The organism is Rhodoferax sp. P1_F3 (assembly GCF_056405715.1).
In genome coordinates this window covers 342,413-365,779 of record NZ_JBFUBO010000002.1, presented here as the reverse complement: position 1 = coordinate 365,779, position 23,367 = coordinate 342,413, and the positions used below count along the sequence as shown (strand labels likewise).

At 60.8% G+C, this 23,367-nt stretch carries 20 protein-coding genes; 15 read left to right on the top strand and 5 right to left on the bottom strand.

What is annotated here, in order from left to right:
* Positions 1-216 precede the first annotated feature (216 nt).
* Together AC1DZ5_RS04370 and infA are read left to right on the top strand one after the other, a co-directional pair.
* On the top strand, positions 217-513 hold the full coding sequence (locus tag AC1DZ5_RS04370; RefSeq protein ID WP_477886428.1) for a hypothetical protein: 297 nt from the start codon (positions 217-219) through the stop codon (positions 511-513).
* A 25-nt stretch (positions 514-538) separates the two neighbouring features.
* The gene (gene infA / locus AC1DZ5_RS04365; protein WP_087495722.1) at positions 539-787 is read left to right on the top strand and encodes a translation initiation factor IF-1; all 249 of its coding nucleotides are present in this window, start codon (positions 539-541) and stop codon (positions 785-787) included.
* Between the two features lie 116 nt (positions 788-903).
* Here the strand turns inward: infA and AC1DZ5_RS04360 are convergent, their stop codons facing one another.
* From AC1DZ5_RS04360 to AC1DZ5_RS04350, 3 genes are read right to left on the bottom strand one after another with little or no spacing between them, the layout of a single operon-like run.
* Positions 904-2,538: a methyl-accepting chemotaxis protein gene (locus tag AC1DZ5_RS04360; RefSeq protein WP_477886426.1), complete on the bottom strand. Its 1,635-nt coding sequence runs from the start codon at positions 2,536-2,538 to the stop codon at positions 904-906.
* Between the two features lie 40 nt (positions 2,539-2,578).
* A complete protein-coding gene (locus AC1DZ5_RS04355; RefSeq protein ID WP_477886425.1) occupies positions 2,579-3,490 on the bottom strand; it encodes an SMP-30/gluconolactonase/LRE family protein in 912 nt (303 codons plus the stop codon).
* A complete protein-coding gene (locus AC1DZ5_RS04350; protein WP_477886424.1) occupies positions 3,490-5,214 on the bottom strand; it encodes an IlvD/Edd family dehydratase in 1,725 nt (574 codons plus the stop codon). Before AC1DZ5_RS04350 ends, AC1DZ5_RS04355 begins: the two co-directional genes overlap by 1 nt.
* A gap of 139 nt (positions 5,215-5,353) precedes the next feature.
* Here AC1DZ5_RS04350 and AC1DZ5_RS04345 point away from each other — a divergent pair, with 139 nt between their 5' ends.
* Positions 5,354-6,127 carry an SDR family NAD(P)-dependent oxidoreductase gene (locus tag AC1DZ5_RS04345; RefSeq protein WP_477886422.1) on the top strand — a complete coding sequence of 258 codons (774 nt, stop codon included), beginning with the start codon at positions 5,354-5,356 and terminating at the stop codon, positions 6,125-6,127.
* On the opposite strand, the gene AC1DZ5_RS04340 is transcribed toward AC1DZ5_RS04345, so the two are convergent.
* Positions 6,124-7,092, bottom strand: coding sequence for a LysR family transcriptional regulator (locus AC1DZ5_RS04340; RefSeq protein WP_310343940.1), 969 nt, complete (start codon positions 7,090-7,092; stop codon positions 6,124-6,126). The two genes, AC1DZ5_RS04345 and AC1DZ5_RS04340, sit on opposite strands and share 4 nt — an antisense overlap.
* Before the next feature lie 149 nt (positions 7,093-7,241).
* Here AC1DZ5_RS04340 and chvE (AC1DZ5_RS04335) point away from each other — a divergent pair, with 149 nt between their 5' ends.
* From chvE (AC1DZ5_RS04335) to chvE (AC1DZ5_RS04305), 7 genes are all read left to right on the top strand, one after another.
* Complete coding sequence (gene chvE, locus AC1DZ5_RS04335) at positions 7,242-8,318, top strand: multiple monosaccharide ABC transporter substrate-binding protein (protein WP_310343942.1); 1,077 nt, start codon at positions 7,242-7,244, stop codon at positions 8,316-8,318.
* A 90-nt stretch (positions 8,319-8,408) separates the two neighbouring features.
* Complete coding sequence (gene mmsA, locus AC1DZ5_RS04330) at positions 8,409-9,941, top strand: multiple monosaccharide ABC transporter ATP-binding protein (protein ID WP_477886418.1); 1,533 nt, start codon at positions 8,409-8,411, stop codon at positions 9,939-9,941.
* A 1-nt stretch (position 9,942) separates the two neighbouring features.
* Positions 9,943-11,136 (top strand): multiple monosaccharide ABC transporter permease, encoded by a 1,194-nt coding sequence (mmsB, locus tag AC1DZ5_RS04325; protein WP_310343946.1) that lies wholly within the window; start codon positions 9,943-9,945, stop codon positions 11,134-11,136.
* A 9-nt stretch (positions 11,137-11,145) separates the two neighbouring features.
* Positions 11,146-12,075, top strand: a complete 930-nt coding sequence (locus AC1DZ5_RS04320) for a dihydrodipicolinate synthase family protein (protein WP_477886415.1) — start codon at positions 11,146-11,148, stop codon at positions 12,073-12,075.
* Positions 12,076-12,090: 15 nt separating this feature from the next.
* Positions 12,091-13,251: a Gfo/Idh/MocA family protein gene (locus AC1DZ5_RS04315; protein WP_477886412.1), complete on the top strand. Its 1,161-nt coding sequence runs from the start codon at positions 12,091-12,093 to the stop codon at positions 13,249-13,251.
* A gap of 15 nt (positions 13,252-13,266) precedes the next feature.
* The gene (locus AC1DZ5_RS04310; protein ID WP_477886410.1) at positions 13,267-14,709 is read left to right on the top strand and encodes an aldehyde dehydrogenase family protein; all 1,443 of its coding nucleotides are present in this window, start codon (positions 13,267-13,269) and stop codon (positions 14,707-14,709) included.
* Positions 14,710-14,727: 18 nt separating this feature from the next.
* Positions 14,728-15,795 (top strand): multiple monosaccharide ABC transporter substrate-binding protein, encoded by a 1,068-nt coding sequence (chvE, locus tag AC1DZ5_RS04305; protein ID WP_477886409.1) that lies wholly within the window; start codon positions 14,728-14,730, stop codon positions 15,793-15,795.
* Between the two features lie 9 nt (positions 15,796-15,804).
* On the opposite strand, the gene AC1DZ5_RS04300 is transcribed toward chvE (AC1DZ5_RS04305), so the two are convergent.
* Positions 15,805-16,794 (bottom strand): helix-turn-helix domain-containing protein, encoded by a 990-nt coding sequence (locus AC1DZ5_RS04300; RefSeq protein ID WP_477886406.1) that lies wholly within the window; start codon positions 16,792-16,794, stop codon positions 15,805-15,807.
* Between the two features lie 168 nt (positions 16,795-16,962).
* On the opposite strand from AC1DZ5_RS04300, the gene AC1DZ5_RS04295 reads away from it, so the two are divergent.
* The 5 genes from AC1DZ5_RS04295 to AC1DZ5_RS04275 all read left to right on the top strand — a co-directional run bounded on the left by AC1DZ5_RS04295 (position 16,963) and on the right by AC1DZ5_RS04275 (position 23,297).
* On the top strand, positions 16,963-18,378 hold the full coding sequence (locus AC1DZ5_RS04295) for a glutamine synthetase family protein (RefSeq protein WP_477886405.1): 1,416 nt from the start codon (positions 16,963-16,965) through the stop codon (positions 18,376-18,378).
* A gap of 9 nt (positions 18,379-18,387) precedes the next feature.
* A complete protein-coding gene (locus tag AC1DZ5_RS04290) occupies positions 18,388-19,521 on the top strand; it encodes an iron-containing alcohol dehydrogenase (protein WP_477886402.1) in 1,134 nt (377 codons plus the stop codon).
* Positions 19,521-20,333, top strand: coding sequence for a gamma-glutamyl-gamma-aminobutyrate hydrolase family protein (locus tag AC1DZ5_RS04285; protein ID WP_477886400.1), 813 nt, complete (start codon positions 19,521-19,523; stop codon positions 20,331-20,333). The genes AC1DZ5_RS04290 and AC1DZ5_RS04285 overlap by 1 nt, the downstream gene beginning before the upstream one ends.
* Positions 20,334-20,342: 9 nt before the next feature.
* Positions 20,343-21,716 (top strand): aldehyde dehydrogenase family protein, encoded by a 1,374-nt coding sequence (locus AC1DZ5_RS04280; RefSeq protein ID WP_477886399.1) that lies wholly within the window; start codon positions 20,343-20,345, stop codon positions 21,714-21,716.
* A gap of 102 nt (positions 21,717-21,818) precedes the next feature.
* Positions 21,819-23,297 carry an amino acid permease gene (locus AC1DZ5_RS04275; RefSeq protein WP_477886395.1) on the top strand — a complete coding sequence of 493 codons (1,479 nt, stop codon included), beginning with the start codon at positions 21,819-21,821 and terminating at the stop codon, positions 23,295-23,297.
* Positions 23,298-23,367: the final 70 nt, after the last annotated feature.

Sequence of the window (23,367 nt, the reverse complement as noted above, 5' to 3'; positions counted from 1 at the left end):
GCAGTTTCACCCATAAAACGACAGCTTTAGGGTCTTGCGCGGCAAAGTTACCCGTGTTTTTCTCGTCCGTGCTACATTAGGGAGTCGCTTTTTGGCGATCGGCCGTGTTCTGGTATGCATGCCGCAACACATCCGCCCCCGGCAGTGGGGCCGCCGATTCCGGCCATTTCGCAGCGATCTGCAACCCGCCTTCCCACGGCACCGCAGTTTTTCCTTTTGAGCACGTCAGCCTCTGCCGCGGCCAGTGCGTTTGTATTTTTAATGATTCATAACCACAACAATATTGTTCTTTCGACACCAGTCACCATCGGCAAATACCGCATTGCCGCGTGCCCCAAGCCGCTTATCAGTGGCCGCTTTGGCGCACAAGTTTCTATCGCCAGCGGCCGAGGCAGCGCCTCGACCGACCGAGTTTTGAGCTTTACCGACGACTTTTCGACCCCCGACGCAGCGGCCAGCTACGCCATTGCACAAGGTATTCACTGGGTGCACGCTACCACCCGCCCCCAGTAAACTGTATCCCCCAAAGGAAACCACCATGGCCAAAGAAGATCTGATTGAAATGATGGGCGTTGTCAACGAAGTGTTGCCTGACACCCGTTTTCGCGTGACGCTGGACAACGGTCACCAACTGATTGCCTACTCCGCCGGCAAAATGCGCAAAAACCACATCCGCATCTTGGCGGGTGACCGCGTATCGCTGGAATTGTCGCCCTACGATCTGTCGAAAGGACGTATCAATTTCCGCCACATCGAAGGCCGCGGCCCGATGACTCCTCGCCGCTAAAGCGGGGCAGGCAAGAAAAACGGGGGCTATGCCCCCGTTTTGCGTTTCTATTTGCTACCAAAATCGTAGCTGCTAGCGCAGCGTTTACGCGGGCTAGCGCCCTAAAAAACACTGGATCAGTGACGACCCAGCTGCAACGACTGTCCGTGGGACAGTTGTGTGGCCTGGTACATCGGGGCCTCTGGCTGATTTCCGGCATCGTCGCCCTGCCCCAACTTAAACACCGCCACCACCTGCACCAGATCCTGCGCCTGAGACTTTAGGCTCGATGCAGCTGCTGCCATCTCCTCCACCAGCGCCGCATTCTGCTGCGTAGTCTGGTCCATGGAGCTCACCGCCTCTCCCACCTGCGCCACGCCCGCGCTTTGTTCGCTGCTGGCGGCTGAAATCTCTCCCATGATGTCCGTTACCCGTTTGATGCTGGTCACAACCTCTGTCATGGTGGTTCCCGCCTTGTCTACCAACGCCGTTCCCTGTTCTACCCGCTCTACGCTGGTACCAATCAGGGTTTTGATCTCTTTGGCGGCTTCTGCGGACCTTCCTGCAAGAGACCGGACTTCGGAGGCGACGACGGCAAAGCCTCTTCCCTGTTCTCCGGCCCGGGCGGCTTCTACGGCTGCATTCAAAGCCAGGATGTTGGTCTGGAAGGCAATGCCGTCGATGACGCTGATGATGTCGGCGATCTTTCGGGAGGACTCATTAATGCCTTTCATGGTTTCCACCACCTGGCCAACGACTTCTCCGCCCTGAATAGCGACCGTAGAGGCATTCATGGCCAGCTGGTTGGCCTGGCGGGCGGAGTCGGCGTTTTGTTTGACGGTGGAGTCTAGTTCTTCCATGGAGGCGGCTGTCTCTTCCAGGGCGCTGGCTTGTTGTTCTGTGCGGGCAGACAAGTCGTGGTTGCCTTGGGCGATTTCGGCGCTGGCGGTGGCGACGGATTCAGAGCCTTGACGCACCTGACCGACCACGCTGGCCAGATTGGTTTGCATGCGCTTCAGGGCCATTAACAGCTGCCCGGTTTCATTCGTGGAGTGCACGTGAATGGACTGGGACAGATCGCCCTCAGCAATCCGGCTGGCCACGTCCACCACGGTATTGATGGGGCTGGTGATGGATCGGATCAGCCACAGCGCTGCCGTGGCCGCGGCAATCACCGCGACCACCAGTGCCACCAGCATGACGCTGCGCGCCGTGGTGAAGCTGTTGTCGGTGTTGTTGCTCGCGGTGAGCGCGCCTTCGTGGTTCAGATCGGTGAGTTTTTTGACGGAGGCGTTCAGGCTGTCGTAGGTGGCCTTGGCCTCACCCTCAAGCAATTTGCGAGCGGGGAATTTCTCGCGCTTGGTGGACATGTCCACCAACTGTGCATGCTGCGCGAGGTATTTCTTCCAGTCTTCCTCGAAGGTTGCGTAGAGCGTTTTTTCTTCGGCGGTGTCAATCTGCTTGCCATAGTCGCCCCGCACCACTTCAATCGCGGCTAGTGCAGTCACCATGACTTTATCGATGCGGTCCATGGCCGTCTCATCGGTATTAAGCACGTGCTGGCTCTCCAGAGCCCTCAGGTCGGCTATGCCGGATTTCAGGCTGCCAACGAGCTCAATGCTGGGTAGCCAGTCTCCGGTGATTTGCTGCGTGTTGCCGCGCATGGCTTGCATTTGCAGGATGGCAACGACCACGACACCCACGAGCAATGCCGTCAACAAACCCATCGCACTGATCAGGCGTGTTGATATCTTCAGATTCTTGAATTCCATAGCCCGCGTCTCCTCGCTTGTTTTAATAAGGCAACTTCATTTAACCCGCAAACAAATGCGCTGGCAATCCAGGGCTATCCACCTCAACAGAAAAAAGCGCACCGGCCAATGGTTGTTGCAGCAATTGTGGCTCGCTCAGGCCGGTGCAAGCGCTGGAAATGAACAGGGTTTTCAGGTCCTTGCCGCCAAACGCGCAGTTGGTGATCTGGCTGGCTGGTAAGGGGATGCGCAGCAGCTCCAACGCGGTGTCTGGATCATGGCAGGTAACGCAAGCACCGCCCCAGTGGGCGATCCAGATGCGCCCCGCGGCGTCGGTGGTCATGCCATCGGGGAGGCCATCGTCCGGCCCCATTTGCAGCCAGACGCTACCGGTGCCGAGTGTTCCCGTGACAGGGTCAAACGGGTAGGCCATGACGCGCCCACGCACGGTGTCGTTGGCAAACAGCGTGCGCTGGTCCAGCGACCAGGTAGGCCCATTGGTGACACTAACACCCGTCAGCATGCGGGTGCACTGGGAGCCGCCCATGTAGCGGTACCAGGCGCCGCTCGGAGCCCTGCACGCCATGTCCATGGTGCCGACCCAAAAGCGGCCTTGCGCATCGCACTTGCCGTCGTTAAAGCGGTTGCCCGGTTGGGCGGGTTCTGGCTGGTGCAGGCGCTCTAGGCGCCCGGTGTCAGTATCAAAAAACGCCAAATCACGTCGCAGCGCAACCAACAAGCCGGGGCCTGTGGCGCGCTCGGCGATCGCGGTGATTTCTTCTGAAAACTTCCAGCTGTCCCGCACCTTGTGGGCGGGACAGAAGCGGTGCAACTGGTGACCCAGGATGTCCACCCAATACAGGGCTTGCTCGCGCACCGACCAGACGGTGCCTTCGCCCAACAGGGCTTGGGCCGTCCAGACGCTACGCGCCTCTCCCCGCACCACGGGCAGTGCCATGGCCAATGCGGGCATCAGTGGGAGTCGCGTGGCACCCCAGCCCCACTGCCACCGACCAAAAAGTCGAGGTCGGCGCCCAGGTGGGCCTGCTGCACAGTCTCTACGTACAGCTTGTACCAGCCGCGCTTGGGCTTCTCGGGCGCTTGCCAGGCTGCTAGGCGGCGTGCCAGCTCTTCGTCCGAGACTTCCAAGTGCAGCTTGCGCTCGGGCACATTGAGTTCAATGATGTCACCGTTTTGCACCACGGCCAGAGGGCCACCGGCGGCGGCTTCCGGGCTGGTGTGTAGCACGGTAGTGCCATAGGCAGTGCCGCTCATGCGGGCATCCGAGATACGCACCATGTCGGTGATGCCCTTTTGCAGCACCTTGGGAGGCAGGGGCATGTTGCCCACTTCGGCCATGCCCGGGTAGCCGCGTGGGCCACAGTTTTTCAGCACCATGACGCTGTTTTCGTCGATGTCCAGATCCGGGTCGTCAATACGGGCGTGGAAGTCTTCAATCGACTCGAACACCACAGCGGGGCCACGGTGTTGCAGCAGGTGTTTGGAGGCAGCGGAGGGCTTAATCACGGCGCCGTTGGGGGCCAGGTTGCCACGGACCACGGCAATGCCGGCGGCGGGCATGAAGGGCTCGGCCACGGTCTTGATCACGTCGCGGTTGTAGCAAGGGGCGTTTTCCACGTTCTCCTGGATGGTCTTGCCATTGACTGTCAGGCAGTCGCTGTGCAGCAGGGGCAAAATTTCGCGCATCACCGCGGGCAGCCCACCGGCGTAGCAGAAGTCTTCCATCAGGTACTTGCCCGAAGGCTGCAGGTTCAGGATGTTGTTCACTTCCGAACCCAGTGTGTCAAAGTCTTCCAGCTTCAGTTCCACACCCAGGCGGCCAGCAATGGCCAAGAGGTGAATCACGGCGTTGGTCGAGCCACCAATGGCAGCATTGGTGCGGATGGCGTTCTCGAAGGCCTTGCGCGTCAGGATTTGCGACATCTTGATGTCTTGCTTGACCATTTCCACGATGCGGCGACCCGTCAGCTGGGCCAGGCGCTTGCGGCGTGTGTCCGCGGCGGGAATGGCGGCGTTTTCGGGCAGGGAGATACCCAGGGCTTCGACCATGCTGGCCATGGTGGAGGCGGTGCCCATGGTCATACAGGTGCCGGTGGAACGGTGCATATCGCTTTCGCAGGACGAAAACTCTTGCATGGTCATCTCGCCCGCGCGCACCATTTCGGACATTTGCCAGACGCCGGTGCCGGAACCTACATCCTTGCCACGGAACTTGCCGTTGAGCATGGGGCCACCGGACAGGCCGATGGTGGGCAGGTCACAGCTGGCCGCACCCATCATCAAGGAAGGCGTGGTTTTGTCGCAGCCCATGAGCAGCACAACGCCGTCGATGGGGTTGCCACGGATGCTCTCTTCCACATCCATGGATGCGAGGTTGCGGAACAGCATGGCGGTGGGGCGCAGCTGGGTTTCGCCCAGCGACATGACGGGGAATTCGAGCGGGAAGCCGCCGGCTTCATAAACACCACGTTTGACAAATTCAGCCAACTCACGGAAGTGGCCATTGCAAGGAGTCAGTTCGCTCCAGGTGTTGCAGATGCCGATGACCGGACGCCCATCCAGCAGGTCATGTGGGTAACCCTGGTTTTTGAGCCAGCTGCGGTGAACAAAACCGTCGCGGTCTTGGCGGCCGAACCAGGCTTGGCTGCGGCGGAAGGGGGGTTTGGGGGAATCCATGAATGTGTGCCTCGTTTTTTTGGGTGGAGGAGGGCCTCCGGTTCTTGACAACAGGCATGGTAACCATGCACAGTGATAATAGAAAATGAATTTAGTAGCGATTCATATATCCAATTTGCAATCTTTATAAGGAAAAAGCATGCCGGTCGTTTCACAGTTGGCCCAGTACCTCAGTTTGCGTGACAAAAACGTATTCATCACAGGGGGAGGGACTGGGATTGGCGCGGCCATGGTCAGCGCATTTGTTGAGCAAGGCGCTCGGGTGGCGTTTGTCGACGTGGCGGCGCAGGAAAGCGCAGCCTTGGCGGAGCAACTGAGAGCACAGGGCGGCATCGTCTGGTGGCAAACCTGCGATGTGCGCGACGTTGCCGCACTGCAGCAGGCCATTGCCCAGGCACAGACCGAGCTGGGGGACTTTTCCACCTTGGTCAACAACGTGGCCCGTGACGACCGCCACACCCTGGAGTCGGTCACCCCCGAGTACTGGGATGAGCGCATGGCCGTCAACCAACGGCCCGCGTTCTTTGCCATCCAGGCGATTGCACCCAGCATGCGCCGTCTGGGCGGCGGTGCGGTGATCAACCTGGGTTCCACCGGCTGGCAGACCAAGGGCAGTGGCTACCCCTGCTACGCCGTGGCCAAGTCGTCCGTGAATGGACTGACCCGCGGGTTGGCCGACAGCCTGGGTGCGGACCGCATCCGCATTAACACCGTGTCGCCGGGCTGGGTGATGACCGAGCGACAGATTGCCATGTGGCTGGACGCGGCCGGTGAGGCCGACATCCAGCGCAACCAGTGCCTGCCCGACAAACTCAAGCCCTCGGACGTGGCCCGCATGGTGCTGTTCCTGGCCTCTGACGACGGCACCATGTGCACCGCCCAAGAGTTCAAGGTAGACGCCGGCTGGTCCTAAGCAGGCCCGGTCGCGGCAAACTCTCTGCCGTAAACCGTCATGGCGGAGGCCTTCAGGGCGCGCAGCACCACCTCGCCTGCCGGCGATAGCAGGCGGTCCCGACGGGTGATGAACCCGAAGGGCTCCAGTTCACAGGGCAGTGCCACAGGCAGGATCGACATCAGCCCGTGGTTGGAGTAATACCGCGCCACATCCACGGCCATCACGCTCACCATGTCGCTTTGCTGCATCATCTTGCTGATGAACAGCATGGCGCTGGTCTCCACGCTGTTGGAGGGCTGCTGCAAGCCCAATTCCTGGATCATCAAATCAAAGCGATGGCGCAGCATGCTGCCATTCGGGGGCACGATCCAGCCATACTGAAACACATCCTCCAGGCTGGGTTTGATCGCGGTCAGCAATGGGTGACCTGGGCGCGCCACGGCGCAAATGGGCTCGTCGCTGACCTCCTCGTAGCGCAGTGCTGCCTTGTCGTGCTCGGGTGACAGGCGCCCCACCAAAATGTCTAGCGTGCCGCGGTTCAGCCGCTCGATCAGTACGTTGCTAGGTTCGATCTGGATGGTGATGTGCAGGTTGGGATGGGCCTGCTTCACTGCGGCCACTGTGGGTGGCAGCAGTGCCAGGCCTGGCGCGGTGATGGACCCCAGGTTGACCTGACCGAATTGCCCGTTCTTGGCGGCCTGCAGCTCCTCATGTGCCTGGTTCAGGCTGGCCAGGGCCGCGCGGGCGTGGCGGATCATGGTGTCGCCGTACCAGGTGGGCCGCATCCCTCTGGGTAAGCGCTCAAACAACGATACCCCCAGCACATCCTCCAGGTCTTTGAGCAATTTGGATGCAGCGGGCTGCGTCATGTTGAGTACCTGCGCCGCCCGGTGGATGTTGCCCTCCTCCGATAAGGCGACCAGCAACAAAAGTTGTCGGGTTTTCAGCCTTGCGCGGAGAAACCAATGGGTGTAGTTAGTCATGTTAGGGTTATTACCAATCCGTAATTGAATATCAAATTCGCAACAAACTATATTAGAAATTAATCGCTTGCGTCCTTATCATTCAAAGCCTGCGCCGACACCGGCAAAGACCTTAGTGTGATTGAAGTTCATTAAACAGGAGACAACCCATGAATGCACGTAGAACGACTCTGAAGGCGCTGGTCGCCAGTCTGGCCCTCGGCCTGGCCTTTGGCAGCACCGTGGCCAACGCCCAAGACAAAGGTCTGGTTGGCGTGGCTATGCCTACCAAGAGCTCTACCCGTTGGATCAGCGACGGCAACAGCATGGTGGCCGCTTTGGCTGCCAAGGGCTACAAGGCCGACCTGCAATTCGCAGAAGACGACATCCCCAACCAGTTGGCCCAGATCGAAAACATGATCACCAAGGGTGCCAAGGTCTTGGTGATTGCTGCTATCGACGGCACCACCCTGACCAACGTGCTGCAAAAAGCCGCGGATAAGGGCATCAAGGTCATCTCCTATGACCGCCTGATCGTGGGCTCCAAGAACGTGGATTACTACGCTACGTTCGACAACTTCCAAGTGGGTGTGTTGCAAGCGCAATCGCTGGAACACGGTTTGGGATTGAAAGAAGGCAAGGGCCCTTTCAACATCGAACTGTTTGGTGGTTCTGCTGACGACAACAACGCTTTCTTCTTCTATGACGGTGCCATGTCCGTTCTGGACCCCTACATCAAGTCTGGCAAGCTGGTGGTTCGCTCCAAGCAAACCGGCATGCAAAAGGTGGCAACACTGCGTTGGGACGGCCAAGTGGCCCAGGCCCGTATGGAAAACTTGTTGAGCGCCTACTACGGCAAGGACAAGCTGAACGCAGTGCTGTCTCCCTATGACGGTATCTCCATCGGTATCCTGTCCGCACTCAAGGGCGTGGGCTACGGCACTGCCGCGCAACCCATGCCTTTCGTGAGCGGTCAAGACGCTGAAGTTCCTTCCGTGAAGTCCATCATCCGCAAGGAACAGTACTCCACCATCTTCAAGGACACCCGCGAACTGGCCAAAGTGACTGCCAACATGGTTGACGCCGTGATGGGTGGTAAGGCACCTGAAATCAACGATACCAAGACCTACAACAACAAGGTCAAGGTCGTTCCTTCTTACCTGTTGAAGCCTGTGGCTGTCGATTTGTCCAACTACAAGCAAGTCTTGGTTGGCAGCGGCTACATCAAAGAAGAGCAACTGAAGTAATCTTCGTTATGCGCTGAAGAGGCCCTGTGCCCCCAAAGCACAGGGCTTTTTCCATTCTTTCGGGTTCACAAGAACGATCGTTGAGGCACCATGGCCGAACCAATTTTAGAAATGCGTGGGATGAAGAAGTCATTCCACGGAGTGACCGCCCTCAGCAACGTCAATCTGACGGTCTTGCCGGGTCAGATCCATGCCATCGTCGGCGAGAACGGTGCGGGCAAGTCCACTTTGATGAAAGTACTCAGTGGTGTGTACCCCCACGGAGATTACGAAGGCGAAATTCGCTACAAGGGACAAGAGTGCAAGTTCAAGGGCATTCACGACAGTGAGTCCGTGGGCATCATCATCATTCACCAAGAGCTGGCCCTGGTGCCGCTGCTATCCATCACCGAAAACATTTTTCTGGGCAACGAGCAGGCCACAGCCGGCGTGATTGACTGGAATACCTCCTACGTCAAAACCCAGGCCTTGCTGACCAAAGTGGGGCTCAAGGAGTCTCCCAACACCCTGATCACCAATTTGGGTGTGGGCAAACAGCAGTTGATTGAAATTGCCAAGGCCCTGTCCAAGGAAGTCAAGCTGCTGATCCTGGACGAACCCACCGCCAGCCTGAACGAGAAAGACAGTGACGCCCTGCTGGAGCTGTTGCTGGAGCTCAAGAACCATGGCATTGCCTGCATCTTGATTTCCCACAAACTCAACGAAATTTCCAAAGTGGCCGATGCCATCACGGTGCTGCGCGACGGTGCCACCGTGGCGTCGTTGGACTGCCGTGCCGAAGCCGTCAGCGAAGACCTGATCATTCGCCACATGGTGGGCCGTGAGATGGCAGACCGCTACCCCAGGCGCACCCCCAACGTAGGGGAAAAAGTGTTTGAGGTCAAAGACTGGACCGTGCACCACGCCATCCACCCAGAGCGCAAGGTTGTCAAGGGCGTCAACCTGCACGTCAAGCGCGGTGAAATCGTGGGCATTGCCGGGCTGATGGGTGCGGGCCGCACCGAGCTGGCGATGAGCATCTTTGGCCGTACCTATGGCCAGAACATCAGCGGCAAGGTCTTTTTGCATGGCAAAGAGGTCGACACCAGCACCGTCCAAAAAGCCATCGACCATGGCATTGCCTATGTAACCGAAGACCGCAAGGGCTACGGCCTGGTGCTGGAAGAAACCATCGCCTGGAACACCACGCTGGCCAACCTCTCCGCCGTGTCCAAAAACACCGTAGTGAACGAAGGTCGCGAATTCGGTGTGGCACAGGACTTCCGCAAAAAACTCAATATCCGCAGCCCCAACGTGTTTGCCCGTACCGTCAACCTGTCCGGCGGCAACCAGCAAAAAGTGGTGCTGAGCAAGTGGCTGTTTTCGGAACCGGATGTGCTCATCCTTGATGAGCCCACCCGCGGTATCGACGTGGGGGCCAAGTACGAGATTTACACCATCATTGCCCAGCTGGCGGCGGAGGGGAAATGCGTGCTCATGATTTCGAGCGAGATGCCCGAGTTGCTGGGCATGTGCGACCGAATCTGCGTGCTGAACGAGGGTGCGTTTGTGGCGGAGTTTTCCGCCGCCGAAGCCACCCAGGAAAAAATTATGCGATCTATCGTGACATCAGGAGTGAATTGATATGGCAACCCCAACCCCGGAAGTGACAGCCTCCAAAACCGGCAGTGGTATGGCTTTTCTGAAAAGCAATCTGCGCGAGTACGGCCTGCTGATGTCGCTGGTCATCATCATGGTGTTCTTTCAGGTGCAAACCGAAGGCACCTTGTTCCAACCGCTGAACCTGACCAATCTGATTCTGCAAAACAGCTACATCATCGTGATGGCGCTGGGCATGCTGCTGGTCATCGTGGCTGGCCACATCGACCTCTCGGTCGGCTCGGTCTGCGGCTTTGTCGGTGCGGTAGCCGCGGTGCTGATGGTGGAATACCACTGGCACTATGTGCCCGCGGCCATCGTCTGCCTGATTTTGGGCGGTGTCATCGGTGCGGCCCAGGGCTACTGGGTGGCGTTTTATAAAATCCCGTCCTTCATCGTGACCCTGGCTGGCATGCTGGTCTTCAAGGGCTTGGCGCTGGCTGTGTTGCAAGGTGCCTCTGTGGGCCCCTTCCCACCCGAGTTCCAGTTGCTGAGCACGGGCTTCATCCCGGATCCGTTTGCGGGTGAAACTCTGCGTGTGGCGTCGTTGGTGATTGGCCTGCTGATTGCCCTGGTCATGCTGGTGATGAAAATTCGTGGCCGCGCAGACCGTGCCAAGCATGGCATGGAAAACGAGCCTGTGGCCTTCTTTGCGGTGACCAACCTGATTTTCGTCGGCATGATCGCCGCGTTCAGCTACCTGCTGTCTTCGTACAGGGGCCTGCCCAACGTGCTCGTGGTCATGTTGCTGCTGATGTTGGTGTATGACTTTGTCGCCTCCAAGACCACCATCGGTCGCCGCATTTATGCCTTGGGTGGCAACGAAAAAGCCGCACGCCTGTCGGGTATCCGCACGGAACGTCTGACCTTCTACACCTTCATCAACATGGGGGTGCTTGCTGCGCTGGCCGGTTTGATCTTTGCGGCCCGTCTGAACACTGCGACTCCCAAAGCGGGTCTGGGGTTTGAGCTGGACGTGATTGCAGCCTGTTTCATTGGTGGTGCTTCGGCTTCCGGTGGTGTGGGCAAGGTTTTGGGTGCCGTGATTGGTGCTTTCATCATGGGTGTGATGAACAACGGCATGTCCATCATGGGCATTGGTATCGACTACCAGCAGGTCATCAAGGGCTTGGTGCTGTTGGCCGCCGTCTGCTTCGACGTCTACAACAAAAACAAGTAAGGAAATTTCATGAGCGCAGTTGCTTCTGCCCGCTACAAGGGCGTGTTTCCGGTCGTCCCTACGACGTTCACCGAAGCCGGTGCACTGGACCTGGAGAGCCAAAAACGCTGCGTCGATTTCATGATCGACGCGGGCTCCACAGGTCTGTGCATCTTGGCCAACTTCTCTGAGCAGTTTGTCCTGTCGGATGCTGAGCGCGAGACCCTGACCAAGACCATTCTGGAGCACGTCAAGGGCCGAGTGCCCGTCATCGTGACCACCACCCACTTCAGCACCGATGTCACCATCGCGCGCAGCGTGCAGGCGCAGCAGTGGGGCGCCTCTATGGTCATGGTCATGCCGCCTTACCATGGCGCCACCTTTCGGGTGCCAGAAGCGCAGATTTACGAGTACTTCGCGCGCCTGTCGGATGCACTGAACATCCCCATCATGATTCAGGATGCACCGGTCAGCGGTACGCCCCTGTCCGTACCATTTCTCGTCCGCATGGCGCAGGAAATCAAACAGGTCTCCTACTTCAAGATCGAGACACCCGGTGCGGCTTCCAAGCTGCGCGAGCTGATCCGCGTCGGTGGCGCCGCCATCGAAGGTCCTTGGGATGGTGAAGAAGCCATTACGCTGCTGCCTGACCTAGATGCAGGCGCCACCGGCGCCATGACCGGTGGGGGCTTTCCCGACGGCATTCGCAAGATTGTCGACGCCTATGCCGCGGGCCACCGTGAAGAGGCCGTGGCGCTGTACCAGCAATGGCTGCCCCTCATCAACTATGAGAACCGGCAAGGTGGCATCTTGACCGCCAAAGCCTTGATGAAAGAAGGTGGCGTCATTGCCTGCGAAGCGGGTCGCCATCCCTTCCCGCCCATGCACCCTGATACCCGGGCCGGCCTCATTGAAACCGCCAAACGCTTGGACCCCCTGGTCCTTCGTTGGGGCAAGTAAGCCAAGGAAGCACGCATGTCCGACAACACCGTCTTCAAGCTCCTGGGGCGGCGCCTGCGGCTCGCCGTCATTGGTGGTGGTCCAGGCTCCTTCATTGGTGCCATGCACCGCCAGGCCGCGCGCCTGGATGACCGCTATGAACTGGTAGCTGCGGCGTTGTCATCGGACCCCGAGCGTTCCCGCATCACCGGCCAAGGCATCGGTGTAGCGCAAGACCGCTGCTACCCCAGCGGCCAGGCCCTCATTGATGCCGAAGCCCAACGCCCGGATGGCGCGGAGGTGATCGCCATCATGACGCCTAATGACAGCCACTACCAGTTCGCCATGCAGGCGCTGGAGCGCGGGTTGGACGTGATTTGCGACAAGCCCATGACCAACACCTTGTCCGAGGCCGAAGCGCTGCACGCACGCGTGCAGGCCACAGGCTTGGTGTTTTGCCTGACCCATAACTACACCGGCTACCCCATGGTGCGCCAAGCCAAGGCCATGGTGATGGGGGGGCAGTTGGGCGAGATTCGCCTGGTGCAGGTGGAGTATGTGCAGGGTGGCCGTGCCAAGGCTGGCCCCGGTCGCAAGGCCTGGAAAGAAGACCCCACGCGCGGTGGCCCTTCGCTGGTGCTCGGCGACATTGGCACCCATGCGCACAACCTGCTGCGCTTCATCACTGGCCTCGAAGTGGCCCAGGTGGCTGCCGAGGTGGGCAGCATCGTGCCCGACCGCATCACCCACGACTACGCGGGCGCCATGCTGCGCATGAGCAATGGTGCGCGAGGTAGCTTCTGGGTTACCCAGGCGGCGGCAGGCGTCGAGAACGGTCTGCGCATTCGCGTCAGTGGTTCGCTGGGCAGCTTGGAGTGGCACCAGGAGCACCCGCAGGTGCTGCAGTTCAAGCCGCTGGATGCCCCAGCCCAGGTGCGCACCCCCAATGGCCCCGGCACCCTGCCCTTGTCGGCACGTGCCTCGCGCATCGTGGCGGGCCATCCCGAGGGTTTTCATGAAGCCTTTGCCAATCTCTACACCGATGCGGCGGATGCCATTGCCGCGCGCCGCTCCGGTCAAACGGCGGATCCGTTGTCGCTCCATTTTCCTAACGCCACCGATGGCCTGCAAGGCATTCGCTTTGTGGCCGCTGCTGTGGCCTCCAGCAACCAGCAGGGTGCCTGGACGTCCCTCTAACTTTTACACATCACCATGACTACTTCTCAACACAACAACCTGATCAACGGCGAATGGGTGGCCGCGGCCACCTACGCCCCTAACCTCAACCCCTCCAACCTGGCAGACGTGGTGGGCGAGTACGCCCAAGCGGACCTGGCCCAACTCAACACGGCCGTGGCCGCTGCGCAAAAAGCCTTCCCCGCTTGGTCCACTGGTGGCATTCAGGCGCGTGCCGATGCCCTGGACAAAATTGGCAACGAAATCCTGGCACGCAAGGAAGAACTCGGCACGCTGCTGGCTCGCGAAGAGGGTAAGACCCGCGCCGAAGGTATTGGTGAAGCCGCTCGTGCCGGCAACATCTTCAAGTTCTTTGCTGGCGAATGTCTGCGTCTGGCCGGGGAAACCCTGCCTTCCGTGCGCCCAGGCATTGGGGTGGAAGTCACGCGCGAGCCGCTGGGTGTGATCGGTCTGATCACCCCCTGGAACTTCCCCATCGCCATTCCGGCCTGGAAGATCGCCCCGGCATTGGCCTATGGCAACTGTGTGGTGATCAAGCCTGCCGACCTGGTACCCGGCTGCGCCTGGGCACTGGCTGACATCATCCACCGCAGCGGCATTCCCGCTGGCGTGTTCAACCTGGTCATGGGTTCGGGTCGCGTGATTGGCGATGCGCTGGTCAACCACCCCGGTATCACCGCCATCAGCTTCACGGGCTCAGTGGGCGTGGGCCAGCGTATTGCGGCCGCCTGTGCCGGCCACATGAAGAAAGTGCAGCTGGAAATGGGTGGCAAGAACCCGCAAGTTGTGTTGGACGATGCCGACCTCAATGTCGCGGTTGAGCTCAGCGTGCAGAGCGCGTTCTACTCCACCGGCCAGCGTTGCACCGCGTCCAGCCGCCTCATCGTGACGGACAAGATCTATCCCGCCTTCATCGAAGCCATGCAAAAACGCATGGCCGCCATCAAGGTGGGCGACGCACTGGAAGCCGGTATCGACATCGGTCCCGTGTCCTCGCAAGCGCAGCTGGAGCAAGACTTGTCGTATGTGGAAATCGGCAAGGCCGAAGGCGCCACGCTGCTGACCGGCGGCGAACGCTTGTCGCGCGCTACCGATGGTTTCTACATGGCCCCGGCCCTGCTGGTGGACAGCACCGCCGCTATGCGCATCAACCGCGAAGAAATCTTTGGCCCCGTGGCCAGCGTGATCCGCGTGAAGGACTATGACGAGGCTCTGGCCGTGGCCAACGACACGCCGTTTGGCCTGTCGGCCGGCATTGCCACCACCTCGCTCAAATACGCCACCCACTTCAAACGCCATTCGCAAGCCGGCATGGTGATGGTGAATTTGCCCACCGCGGGGGTGGACTACCATGTGCCGTTTGGGGGCCGCAAGGGCTCCAGCTACGGCTCGCGCGAACAAGGCAAATACGCGGCTGAATTCTTCACCACCGTGAAGACAGCCTACACCCTGGCATAAACCTTCTGGGCTCCCACCATGCGCACCATTCGACGAATCTTTCTCAGTACTGTCTTGTTGGTGTCCCTACCCTGGGCCCAGGCACAAAACGACAGCAAGGGTGGCGTGGGCATTCTCATGCCCACGGTGACTTCCCAGCGCTGGGTGGTGGATGGCCTGGCCATGGTGCGTGCCCTGGACAAGCTGGGTTACCGCCCAGACCTGAAGTACGCGAATGACGACATCGCAACGCAGATCGCGCAGACGGAGGAAATGCTCAAGAGCCCCGACATGAAGGTGCTGATCATCGGTGCCATCGATGGCAGCAAGCTGGCTCCCGTGCTGCAGAAAGCCGCAGAGCGCAAGATCAAGGTCATTGCCTATGACCGCCTGATTCGCGACACACCCAACGTCGATTACTACGCCACCTTCGACAACTTCCAGGTGGGCGTGCTGCAGGGTACGTACATTGTTGAGCACCTGGGGCTGGACAAGGGCAAGGGCCCCTTTAACATCGAGTTGTTTGGCGGTTCTGCCGACGACAACAACGCCTTCTTCTTCTACGACGGTGCCATGTCGGTGCTCAAGCCGTATATCGACAAAGGCAAGCTCGTGGTGGGTTCGGGCCAGATGGGCATGGACAAGGTGTCCACCTTGCGCTGGAGCGGTTCGGTGGCGCGTGCACGCCTGTCGCAAATCCTCGAGAAGCATTACGCCAAACAGCGGCTCGATGCCTTGCTCTCTCCGTACGACGGTATCAGCATGGAGCTGTTGGCCTCCGTGAAAAAATCCGGCTATGGACAAGGTGGGCAGCCCCTGCCCGTGGTGACCGGCCAGGATGCAGAAATGCCCTCGCTTCGCTCCATCATCCGGGGCGAACAAACCTCCACCGTGTTCAAGGACAACCGCGAGCTGGCTCAAGTGGTGACCACCATGGTCGACGCCATTTTGTCGGGCAAGAAGCCCGTCATCAACGACGAGAAGACCTACAACAACGGACAAAAAGTTGTGCCCTCGTTCCTGCTCAAACCCGTTATCGTGGACGTGACCAACTGGCGCGCCACGCTGGTCAATTCGGGCTACTACAAGGCCGACCAGTTCCGTTGAATGTGCCCGCTATTGCAGCGGTGGCGCGTAGCGCTTGTGGGTTTGCGAAGGCAGCTCGCCAAACATGGCTTGGTAGTCCTTGGCGAAATGGCCAAAGTGCCAAAAGCCCAGATCGGTGGCCGCATCGGTCACCGACGGCGCGGTTTTCAAGGCCTGGCGCACCGCGCCCAGGCGGATGGCCCGCAGGTAGGCCAGGGGGCTGATGCCCAGAATGCGCTGAAACGCATTTTGCAAGGTGCGCCGGCTCACACTGAGGTGGGTGCACAGCTCGCCCACGGTAGGAGGCTGTTGCAGCTGGCTTTGCACCAAGCCGCGCGTTTGCTGTACCAGGTGCCAGTGCACATCGTGCGGCGCTTCTGAGGGTGAGGCCGCAATGTTCAGCGCCGTAACTTTCTCGACCAATGTATCGACCATGCCCGCTCGCAGCGCGGGCAACTCAAACAGGGCGGGTGTGGTGTGCGCGGTCTCAAACAGCATCAGCATGACTTGGCGCAGGCTGTCCAGCGTCTGCTGGTCGGTGGATAACAAACCTGACTCCTGCCCCAACAGGGCACCGTTGCCCCAGGGGTAGAGGGTGTTGGCAAGTTCGGGCTCCAGCTCGATGCCCATCATCACGTGGTCGCTGCCGGTGCGGAATTCAAACCCTGAGCGGCCCGAGAACACATGTAGCGCATCGCGGTGCGACGCTGTGCCGCAAAACACACTGCTGCCATCGCAGCGCAGGGGCACGCCCAGCGCCAGCACGCCGGGCTGCAGGTAGCCGGTTTGGTACACGGTGGAGCCTAGGCCCTCCATGAAGAGGCGGGCAGATCCCAGGTCCACGCGCTGGATTGCGCCATGAAACCCACCGCCCGAGAGCTGCAGGTACGACTGGTTCCACCCGGTCAGCGCGGCCGCCTGCTCGTCCACATCGGAAAACACCGCATTGGCAAACCCATGGGGCACCGCCGCCAGAGGGTTGGCGAGCGCCGCAATTGCCGAAATGGGATGTTGGGACATAAGCCAAAGATTTTGCAAAAAACATGCCACGGGTTTGCTAGGTGTTTACGCGGAGGCCCGCTGTAGGCCATCGGGGTGCCGAAATGGGATAGCCCTGGGGGCGATGCCTCCGCAGAATGAATGCAGAAGTGAGAGTCAACCCATAACGAGACATAACGAGAGGCATCGATGGCATCACGTAAGCAAGCGCCCACAACCGTGCGCAAACCCCCGGCAAGCCCCCAAGAGCACGCTGCCGTAGCAGCACTGCGCCAGTCTGGTGCGCCCAAGGTCAAGGTCGCAGTGACCGACATCGACGGTGTGCTGCGCGGCAAGTACCTGCACCGTGACAAGTTCCTGGGTGCCGCCGAGCCCTACCCCGCCGGGGGCTTTGGCTTCTGCGATGTGGTGCTGGGCTGGGACATGATGGACACCTGCTACGACAACACCTCGGTTACGGGCTGGCAGCATGGCTTTCCGGATGCACTGGCGCGGCTGGACCTGAACACCGCGCGCCATGTGCCGTGGGACGACGGCGTGCCCTTCTTCCTGGGCGAGTTTGTGAATGCCGACGGTACGCCCCACCCGCTATGCCCGCGCCAGACGCTGAAGAAGGTTTTGAAGCGCGCCGAGAAGATGGGCTTCCAGGTCATGACCGGCATGGAGTTCGAGTGGTACAACTTTCTGGAAACCCCGCAAAGCTGGGCTGACAAAAAGGGCGTGGGGGCGACACCGCTCACGCCCGGCATGTTTGGCTACTCGCTGTTGCGCGCCAACCAGAACCGCGACTTCTTCAACGCCATCATGGACGACATGCTGGCCTTCAAGGTCCCTATCGAGGGCCTGCATACCGAGACCGGACCTGGCGTGTTCGAGGCCGCCATCGGTTTCTCGGAAGCCTTGGAACAGGCTGACCGCGCCGTGCTGTTCAAGACCGGTGCCAAGGAGATTGGTGCGCGCTTCGGCATCATGCCCAGCTTCATGGCCAAGCCGCACCAGCCGCTGCCGGGCTGCAGCGGGCACATCCACCAAAGCCTGAGCGACGGTAAGAACAACTTGTTCTATGACGCAAAGAGCCCGCGCAAGATGAGCAAGGTGTTTGAGAGCTACCTGGCTGGGCAGGTCAATTGCTTGATGGAGTTTGGCGCACTCATCTGGCCCACCATCAACAGCTACAAGCGCCTGGTCGATGGCTTCTGGGCCCCGGTCAAGCCCACCTGGGGCATGGACAACCGCACGGCCAGCTTCCGCGTCATCGCTGGCAGCCCCAAGGCCACGCGCCTGGAGACCCGCTGCCCCGGTGCCGACGTGAACCCCTACCTGGCCATGGCCGCCGTCATTGCCGCAGGCCTGGATGGTGTGGAGAAGGGTCTCAAACTCACCGCCCCGCCCATCACCGGCACCAACCAGGGCGCCGACCATATTCCGCGCGCACCCCGCACCCTGATCGAGACCACGCGCAACTTCCAGCAGTCCGCCGTGGCGCGCGACTGGCTGGGCGACACCTTTGTCGACCACTTTGCCGCCACCCGCGAATGGGAGTGGCGCCAGTGGCTGGACGCCGTGACCGACTGGGAAATGAAACGCTACTTCGAAATCATCTGACACCACACCATGAGCATTACCTCCTTCTCCTTCCCCACCCCCATCAAGTTTGGTGCGGGCGCCCGCAAGCTCGTGGCCCAGCACCTGCTGGACCTGGGCCTGAAACGTCCCCTTATCGTCACCGACAAAGCCTTGGGTGCCCTGCCCGTGCTAGCCGAGTTCCAGACCCATCTGACAGGGCTGGACGTGGCCGTGTTCTCCGGCGTGTTTGGCAACCCCACTTGCAGCCAGGTGATGGACGGTGCAGCCGCCTACAAGGCGCACAAGGCGGACTGCGTGATCGGCTTTGGCGGCGGTGCCGCGCTCGATGTAGCCAAGGTCGTGGGCCTGGCCGCCACGCACGAGGGCGATATTCTGGAATACGTGTGGGACCACCCGCAGGTACGCCCCATCGTCAATGAACTGCCGTACTTTGTAGCGCTGCCCACCACCTCGGGCACGGGCTCGGAAGTGGGCCGCTCCAGTGTGGTGAGCGAGAACGACACGCACTTGAAGCGCGTGGTCTTCAGCCCCAAGATTTTGGCCAAGACCGTGTTTGCCGACCCGGAGCTCACGTTGGGCCTGCCCCCGCATGTGACGGCTGCCACCGGCATGGACGCGCTGACCCACAACATCGAGAGCTACCTCTCGCCTGCCTACCACCCGCTGTGCGACGGCATTGCGCTCGAAGGCACGCGCATTGCGGCGGCCGCGCTGGTCACTGCGGTCAAAGACCCAAGCAACCTGCAGGCCCGCTCCGACATGATGATGTCGTCGATGATGGGCGCCATCGCCTTCCAGAAAGACCTGGGCGCGGTGCACTCCTGCGCCCACGCGCTGGGCGCGGTGTGTGACCTGCACCACGGCCTGGCCAACGCACTCATGATCGACACCGTGATGGCCTGGAACCTGGAGGCCGTACCCGCCAAGTTTGACGAGCTGGCCCATGTGTGCGGTGTGCAGGGCGGTGGCAAGGGCTTTGTGGCCTGGCTGCAGGGCATCAAGGCGCTGGTGGGCATCACCGGCACGCTGTCCAGCCACGGTGTGAAGCCCGAGCACCTGGCGCGCCTGGTTGAGATAGCCACGGCCGACATCTGCCACCAGACCAATCCGCGCCCCTGCACTGCCGCCGACTTTGAGCGCCTCTTCAAGGCCGCCATGTGATGCACAGCGCTGGGGAACGCCTCAAGATTGCCGTGAGTGCATGCTTTATGCACCCGGACCCGGCGCGCGCCGCGTTTGCCAAAAAGACGCTGAACTACGTGGAGCTGTCGGTGCCGCACTGGCTTATGTCGGGCGGCGCGCTGCCGGTCATGGTGCCTTCCGTCACGGGGGACACCGCGCGTGGCGGTATCACGCTGGACGACTATGCTGCATGGCTGGACGGCTTGGTGCTGCACGGTGGTGCCGACCTGTGGCCCGGCAGCTATGGCGAAGCACCCATCGACCCACGCTGGCAGGGCGACAAACTGCGTGACGCGTACGAGATGGCCCTGGTGAAGGCCTTTGTGGCCGCGGGCAAGCCGGTGTTCGGCATCTGCCGCGGCCTGCAGCTCATCAACGCCACCTTTGGCGGCACGCTGGTGCAAGACATTCCTACACAGCGCCCAGACGCCCTGCAGCACCGCGACGCCGAGCGCTACGACCAGAACTTCCACAGCCTGGAGTTGGTGCCCCAAACCCGGCTCAGCTCCCTATTACAGGGCGCCAGCAGCTACAAAATCAATAGCGTGCACCACCAGTGCATCAAGGACCTGGCGCCTGGGTTTGCGGTGGAAGCGCGTTGCCCGGACGACGGCACCATCGAAGCCATACGCGCCACCGGCACCGACTGGATTGCCGCGGTGCAGTGGCACCCCGAGTTTCACAAGCCCGAGCACGGCACGCTGGACGACACGCCGCTGCTGCACGACTTTCTGGCCCAGGCGCACGCGGTGCGTGCGACGGCCAGCCACACCCTTTCTCCTGAACTTTGAGTACGACCCATGAGCCAACTCGCCATCCACAACCCGGCCAATGGCCACCTGATCACCACCCTGCCCTCGGACGATGCCGCATCGGTCGAGGCCAAAGTGGCACTGGCCCGGCATGCCCAGCCTGCGTGGGCCGCCACCTCGCTGGCCGAGCGCAAGGCCTGCGTCAGCGCGTTCCGCGCCGGCGTGGTGCACGACCTGGAATCGCTGGCCTTCACCATGACGCGCGAGACCGGCAAGCCCATCAAAATGTCGCGCAACGAGCTCAACGGCCTGCTGGGCCGCATCGACTTCTTCCTGGCCGAAGCCGACGCCACGCTCGCGACCCAAACCGTGTTTGCGGAAGGCGGCATGACCGAGCAGATCCAGCACACCCCGCTGGGCGTGGTGGCCAATATCTCGGCCTGGAACTACCCATGGTTTGTGGGCTGCAACGTCATCCTGCCCGCGCTGCTCACGGGTAACACCGTGGTCTACAAACCCTCGGAATACGCCACGCTGACCGGCCTGGAAATCACGCGTCTGCTGCACAAGGCTGGTGTGCCCGAGAACGTGATGATTTGCCTGGTGGGTGCGGGCGCGGTGGGCGCCGCACTGCTGGAGCAAAAGGTGGACGGCGTGTTCTTCACGGGCTCGTACGCCACCGGCGCACGCATTGCGCAGGCCGTGGGCACCAAGCTGGTGAAGCTGCAGCTGGAGCTGGGCGGCAAGGACCCCACCTATGTATGCGACGACGCCAATGTGCAAGTGGCCGCCGAGAGCTTGGCCGATGGCGCCATGTACAACACCGGCCAGAGCTGCTGCTCGGTCGAGCGCGTCTATGTGCATGAGAAGGTGTATGACCAGTTCGTGCAGGCCTTCGTGGCCACCGTCAAGACCTTCAAGACCGGTGACCCCGTGGCCGAGGACACCTATATCGGTGCACTGACCCGAGCCCCGCAGCTGGAGGTGCTGGAGGCCCAGGTGGCCGATGCACAAGCCAAGGGCGCCACGCTGCTCACCGGCGGTGCACGCGGCACGGGTGAAGGCAATTGGTTTGCGCCCACGGTGTTTTCCAACGTGAACCACAGCATGGAGCTTATGCGCGAAGAGAGCTTCGGTCCCATCATCGGCATTCAAAAAGTGGGCAGCGACGCTGAGGCCGTGAAGCTCATGAACGACACGCGCTATGGCCTGACCGCCGGCGTGTTCACCCCCAATGAGGCACGCGCCAAAGCGGTGCTGGAGCAGGTGCACGCCGGCACCGTGTACTGGAACTGCTGCGACCGCGTGAGCCCGCGCCTGCCCTGGAGCGGCCATGGCGATTCTGGGGTGGGCCTCACCCTCTCAACTTATGGCATTCAGACCTTCACGCGGCCCAAGGCATGGCATTTGCGTAAGGCGTAACCGATACAGCGAATTCGCGCGGCAGCACCAATTCGGGCTGCGCACGATGCCGCGGTATGCAAGTGGACTTTCACGACAGTTTTCAACGTAAAGGACAGACCAATGAGCACTCAAAGCGTTACGCGCGAGCCGCACGACGCGGATGCAATACTGCTGGAAAGCATGGGCTACCAGCAGGATCTGCACCGACGGATGAGCAAGTTTTCGAACTTCGCGGTTTCTTTCTCCATCATTTGTATCCTGGCCGGCGGCATCACCGCTTTCCCCAGCGCGCTGGGTGCGGGCGGTGGCTTGTCCATCAGCCTGGGCTGGATCGTGGGCGCGGCCTTTGCCACCGTGGTGGCCCTGGCCATGGCACAAATCGCATCTGCCTACCCCACCGCGGGCGGCCTGTACCACTGGGGCTCCATCCTGGGCAACAAGGGCTATGGCTGGGTCACCGCCTGGTTCAACCTGCTGGGCCTGGTTCTCGTCGTGGCGTCGGTGAACTTCGGTGTGTACGACCCCTTCTTCAAGACGCTGATCGCTCCGCTGCTGGGGCTGGACACGACCAACTGGGGCCTGACCGAGCAAGTGGGTTTCATCACCTTGTTCACCGTCACCCAGGCCATCTTGAACCACAAGGCCGCCAGCCTGACCACCAAGTTGCTCGACATCTCGGGCTACCTGATCTTCGTGATCGCCACCGTGCTGACCTTGTCGCTGTGGATCTTCAACAAGACCCCGATTGATTTCTCGCGCCTCACCACCTTCACCAACTTCACTGGACAAGAAGGCAGCATGTGGCCCCAGTCCGGCAGCTCCGTGATGGTGTTCCTGGCAGGTTTGCTGCTCACCGTCTACACCATCACCGGTTTTGACGCCTCGGCCCACACAGCTGAAGAAACCCACGATGCGGCCGAGAACGTGCCCAAGGGCATCGTCTCCAGCGTGCTGTGGTCGGCACTGTTTGGCTTCGTCATGATCTGCACCTTCGTGCTGGTGATGCCCAGCATCCCCGAAGCCGTGAAGCAAGGCATGGGTTTCTTCTCTGCATTGTTGGACAGCCTGCCCCCCGCACTGAAAGCGATTTTGGGTATCGGCATTTTTGTAGCCAACTACCTGTGCGCTTTGGCCTGCCTGATGTCCACCTCACGCATGATGTACGCCTTTGCGCGTGACGGCGGCCTGCCCATGTCCAACGTGCTGAAGGCAGTGGACCCTGTGAACAAGACCCCCGGTGCCGCCATCTGGGTGTCCTCGGTCGCCGCGGTGCTCGCCACCTTGTATGCCGACGCCTTTGTGGTGCTTTCTACCGCCTGCGCCGTGTTCCTGTACATCTCGTACGTCATGCCCACCGCCGCTGGCATCCTGGCCGAAGGCAAAACCTGGACCCGCAAGGGCCCGTTCAACCTGGGTGGCCTGTCCAAGCCCATCGCGGTGTTGGCGGTGCTGGGTGGCCTGGTGCTGATCTTCGTGGGCATCCAGCCACCGAATGAAAAGGTGCTCTACCTCATCATCGCGCTGGTGGTGTTTTTGGCCGTGTTCTGGTGGGGCTTTGGCGAGCGCAATCGCTTTAAGGGCCCGCCCGCTGTGAAGTAACTATTCGCGTTTGCTGTCACCGGTGAAGCGCGCTGGGCCGCAAGGCCCCGCGCGCTTCATTCGTTTCAGC

Excerpts from the sequence above, each read along its gene's own strand:
- infA (WP_087495722.1), top strand. The coding sequence starts at position 539 with ATGGCCAAAGAAGATCTGATTGAAATGATGGGCGTTGTCAACGAAGTG.
- AC1DZ5_RS04360 (WP_477886426.1), bottom strand. The coding sequence starts at position 2,538 with ATGGAATTCAAGAATCTGAAGATATCAACACGCCTGATCAGTGCGATG.
- AC1DZ5_RS04355 (WP_477886425.1), bottom strand. The coding sequence starts at position 3,490 with ATGCCCGCATTGGCCATGGCACTGCCCGTGGTGCGGGGAGAGGCGCGT.
- AC1DZ5_RS04350 (WP_477886424.1), bottom strand. The coding sequence starts at position 5,214 with ATGGATTCCCCCAAACCCCCCTTCCGCCGCAGCCAAGCCTGGTTCGGC.
- AC1DZ5_RS04345 (WP_477886422.1), top strand. The coding sequence starts at position 5,354 with ATGCCGGTCGTTTCACAGTTGGCCCAGTACCTCAGTTTGCGTGACAAA.
- AC1DZ5_RS04340 (WP_310343940.1), bottom strand. The coding sequence starts at position 7,092 with ATGACTAACTACACCCATTGGTTTCTCCGCGCAAGGCTGAAAACCCGA.
- chvE (WP_310343942.1), top strand. The coding sequence starts at position 7,242 with ATGAATGCACGTAGAACGACTCTGAAGGCGCTGGTCGCCAGTCTGGCC.
- mmsA (WP_477886418.1), top strand. The coding sequence starts at position 8,409 with ATGGCCGAACCAATTTTAGAAATGCGTGGGATGAAGAAGTCATTCCAC.
- mmsB (WP_310343946.1), top strand. The coding sequence starts at position 9,943 with ATGGCAACCCCAACCCCGGAAGTGACAGCCTCCAAAACCGGCAGTGGT.
- AC1DZ5_RS04320 (WP_477886415.1), top strand. The coding sequence starts at position 11,146 with ATGAGCGCAGTTGCTTCTGCCCGCTACAAGGGCGTGTTTCCGGTCGTC.
- AC1DZ5_RS04315 (WP_477886412.1), top strand. The coding sequence starts at position 12,091 with ATGTCCGACAACACCGTCTTCAAGCTCCTGGGGCGGCGCCTGCGGCTC.
- AC1DZ5_RS04310 (WP_477886410.1), top strand. The coding sequence starts at position 13,267 with ATGACTACTTCTCAACACAACAACCTGATCAACGGCGAATGGGTGGCC.
- chvE (WP_477886409.1), top strand. The coding sequence starts at position 14,728 with ATGCGCACCATTCGACGAATCTTTCTCAGTACTGTCTTGTTGGTGTCC.
- AC1DZ5_RS04300 (WP_477886406.1), bottom strand. The coding sequence starts at position 16,794 with ATGTCCCAACATCCCATTTCGGCAATTGCGGCGCTCGCCAACCCTCTG.
- AC1DZ5_RS04295 (WP_477886405.1), top strand. The coding sequence starts at position 16,963 with ATGGCATCACGTAAGCAAGCGCCCACAACCGTGCGCAAACCCCCGGCA.
- AC1DZ5_RS04290 (WP_477886402.1), top strand. The coding sequence starts at position 18,388 with ATGAGCATTACCTCCTTCTCCTTCCCCACCCCCATCAAGTTTGGTGCG.
- AC1DZ5_RS04285 (WP_477886400.1), top strand. The coding sequence starts at position 19,521 with ATGCACAGCGCTGGGGAACGCCTCAAGATTGCCGTGAGTGCATGCTTT.
- AC1DZ5_RS04280 (WP_477886399.1), top strand. The coding sequence starts at position 20,343 with ATGAGCCAACTCGCCATCCACAACCCGGCCAATGGCCACCTGATCACC.
- AC1DZ5_RS04275 (WP_477886395.1), top strand. The coding sequence starts at position 21,819 with ATGAGCACTCAAAGCGTTACGCGCGAGCCGCACGACGCGGATGCAATA.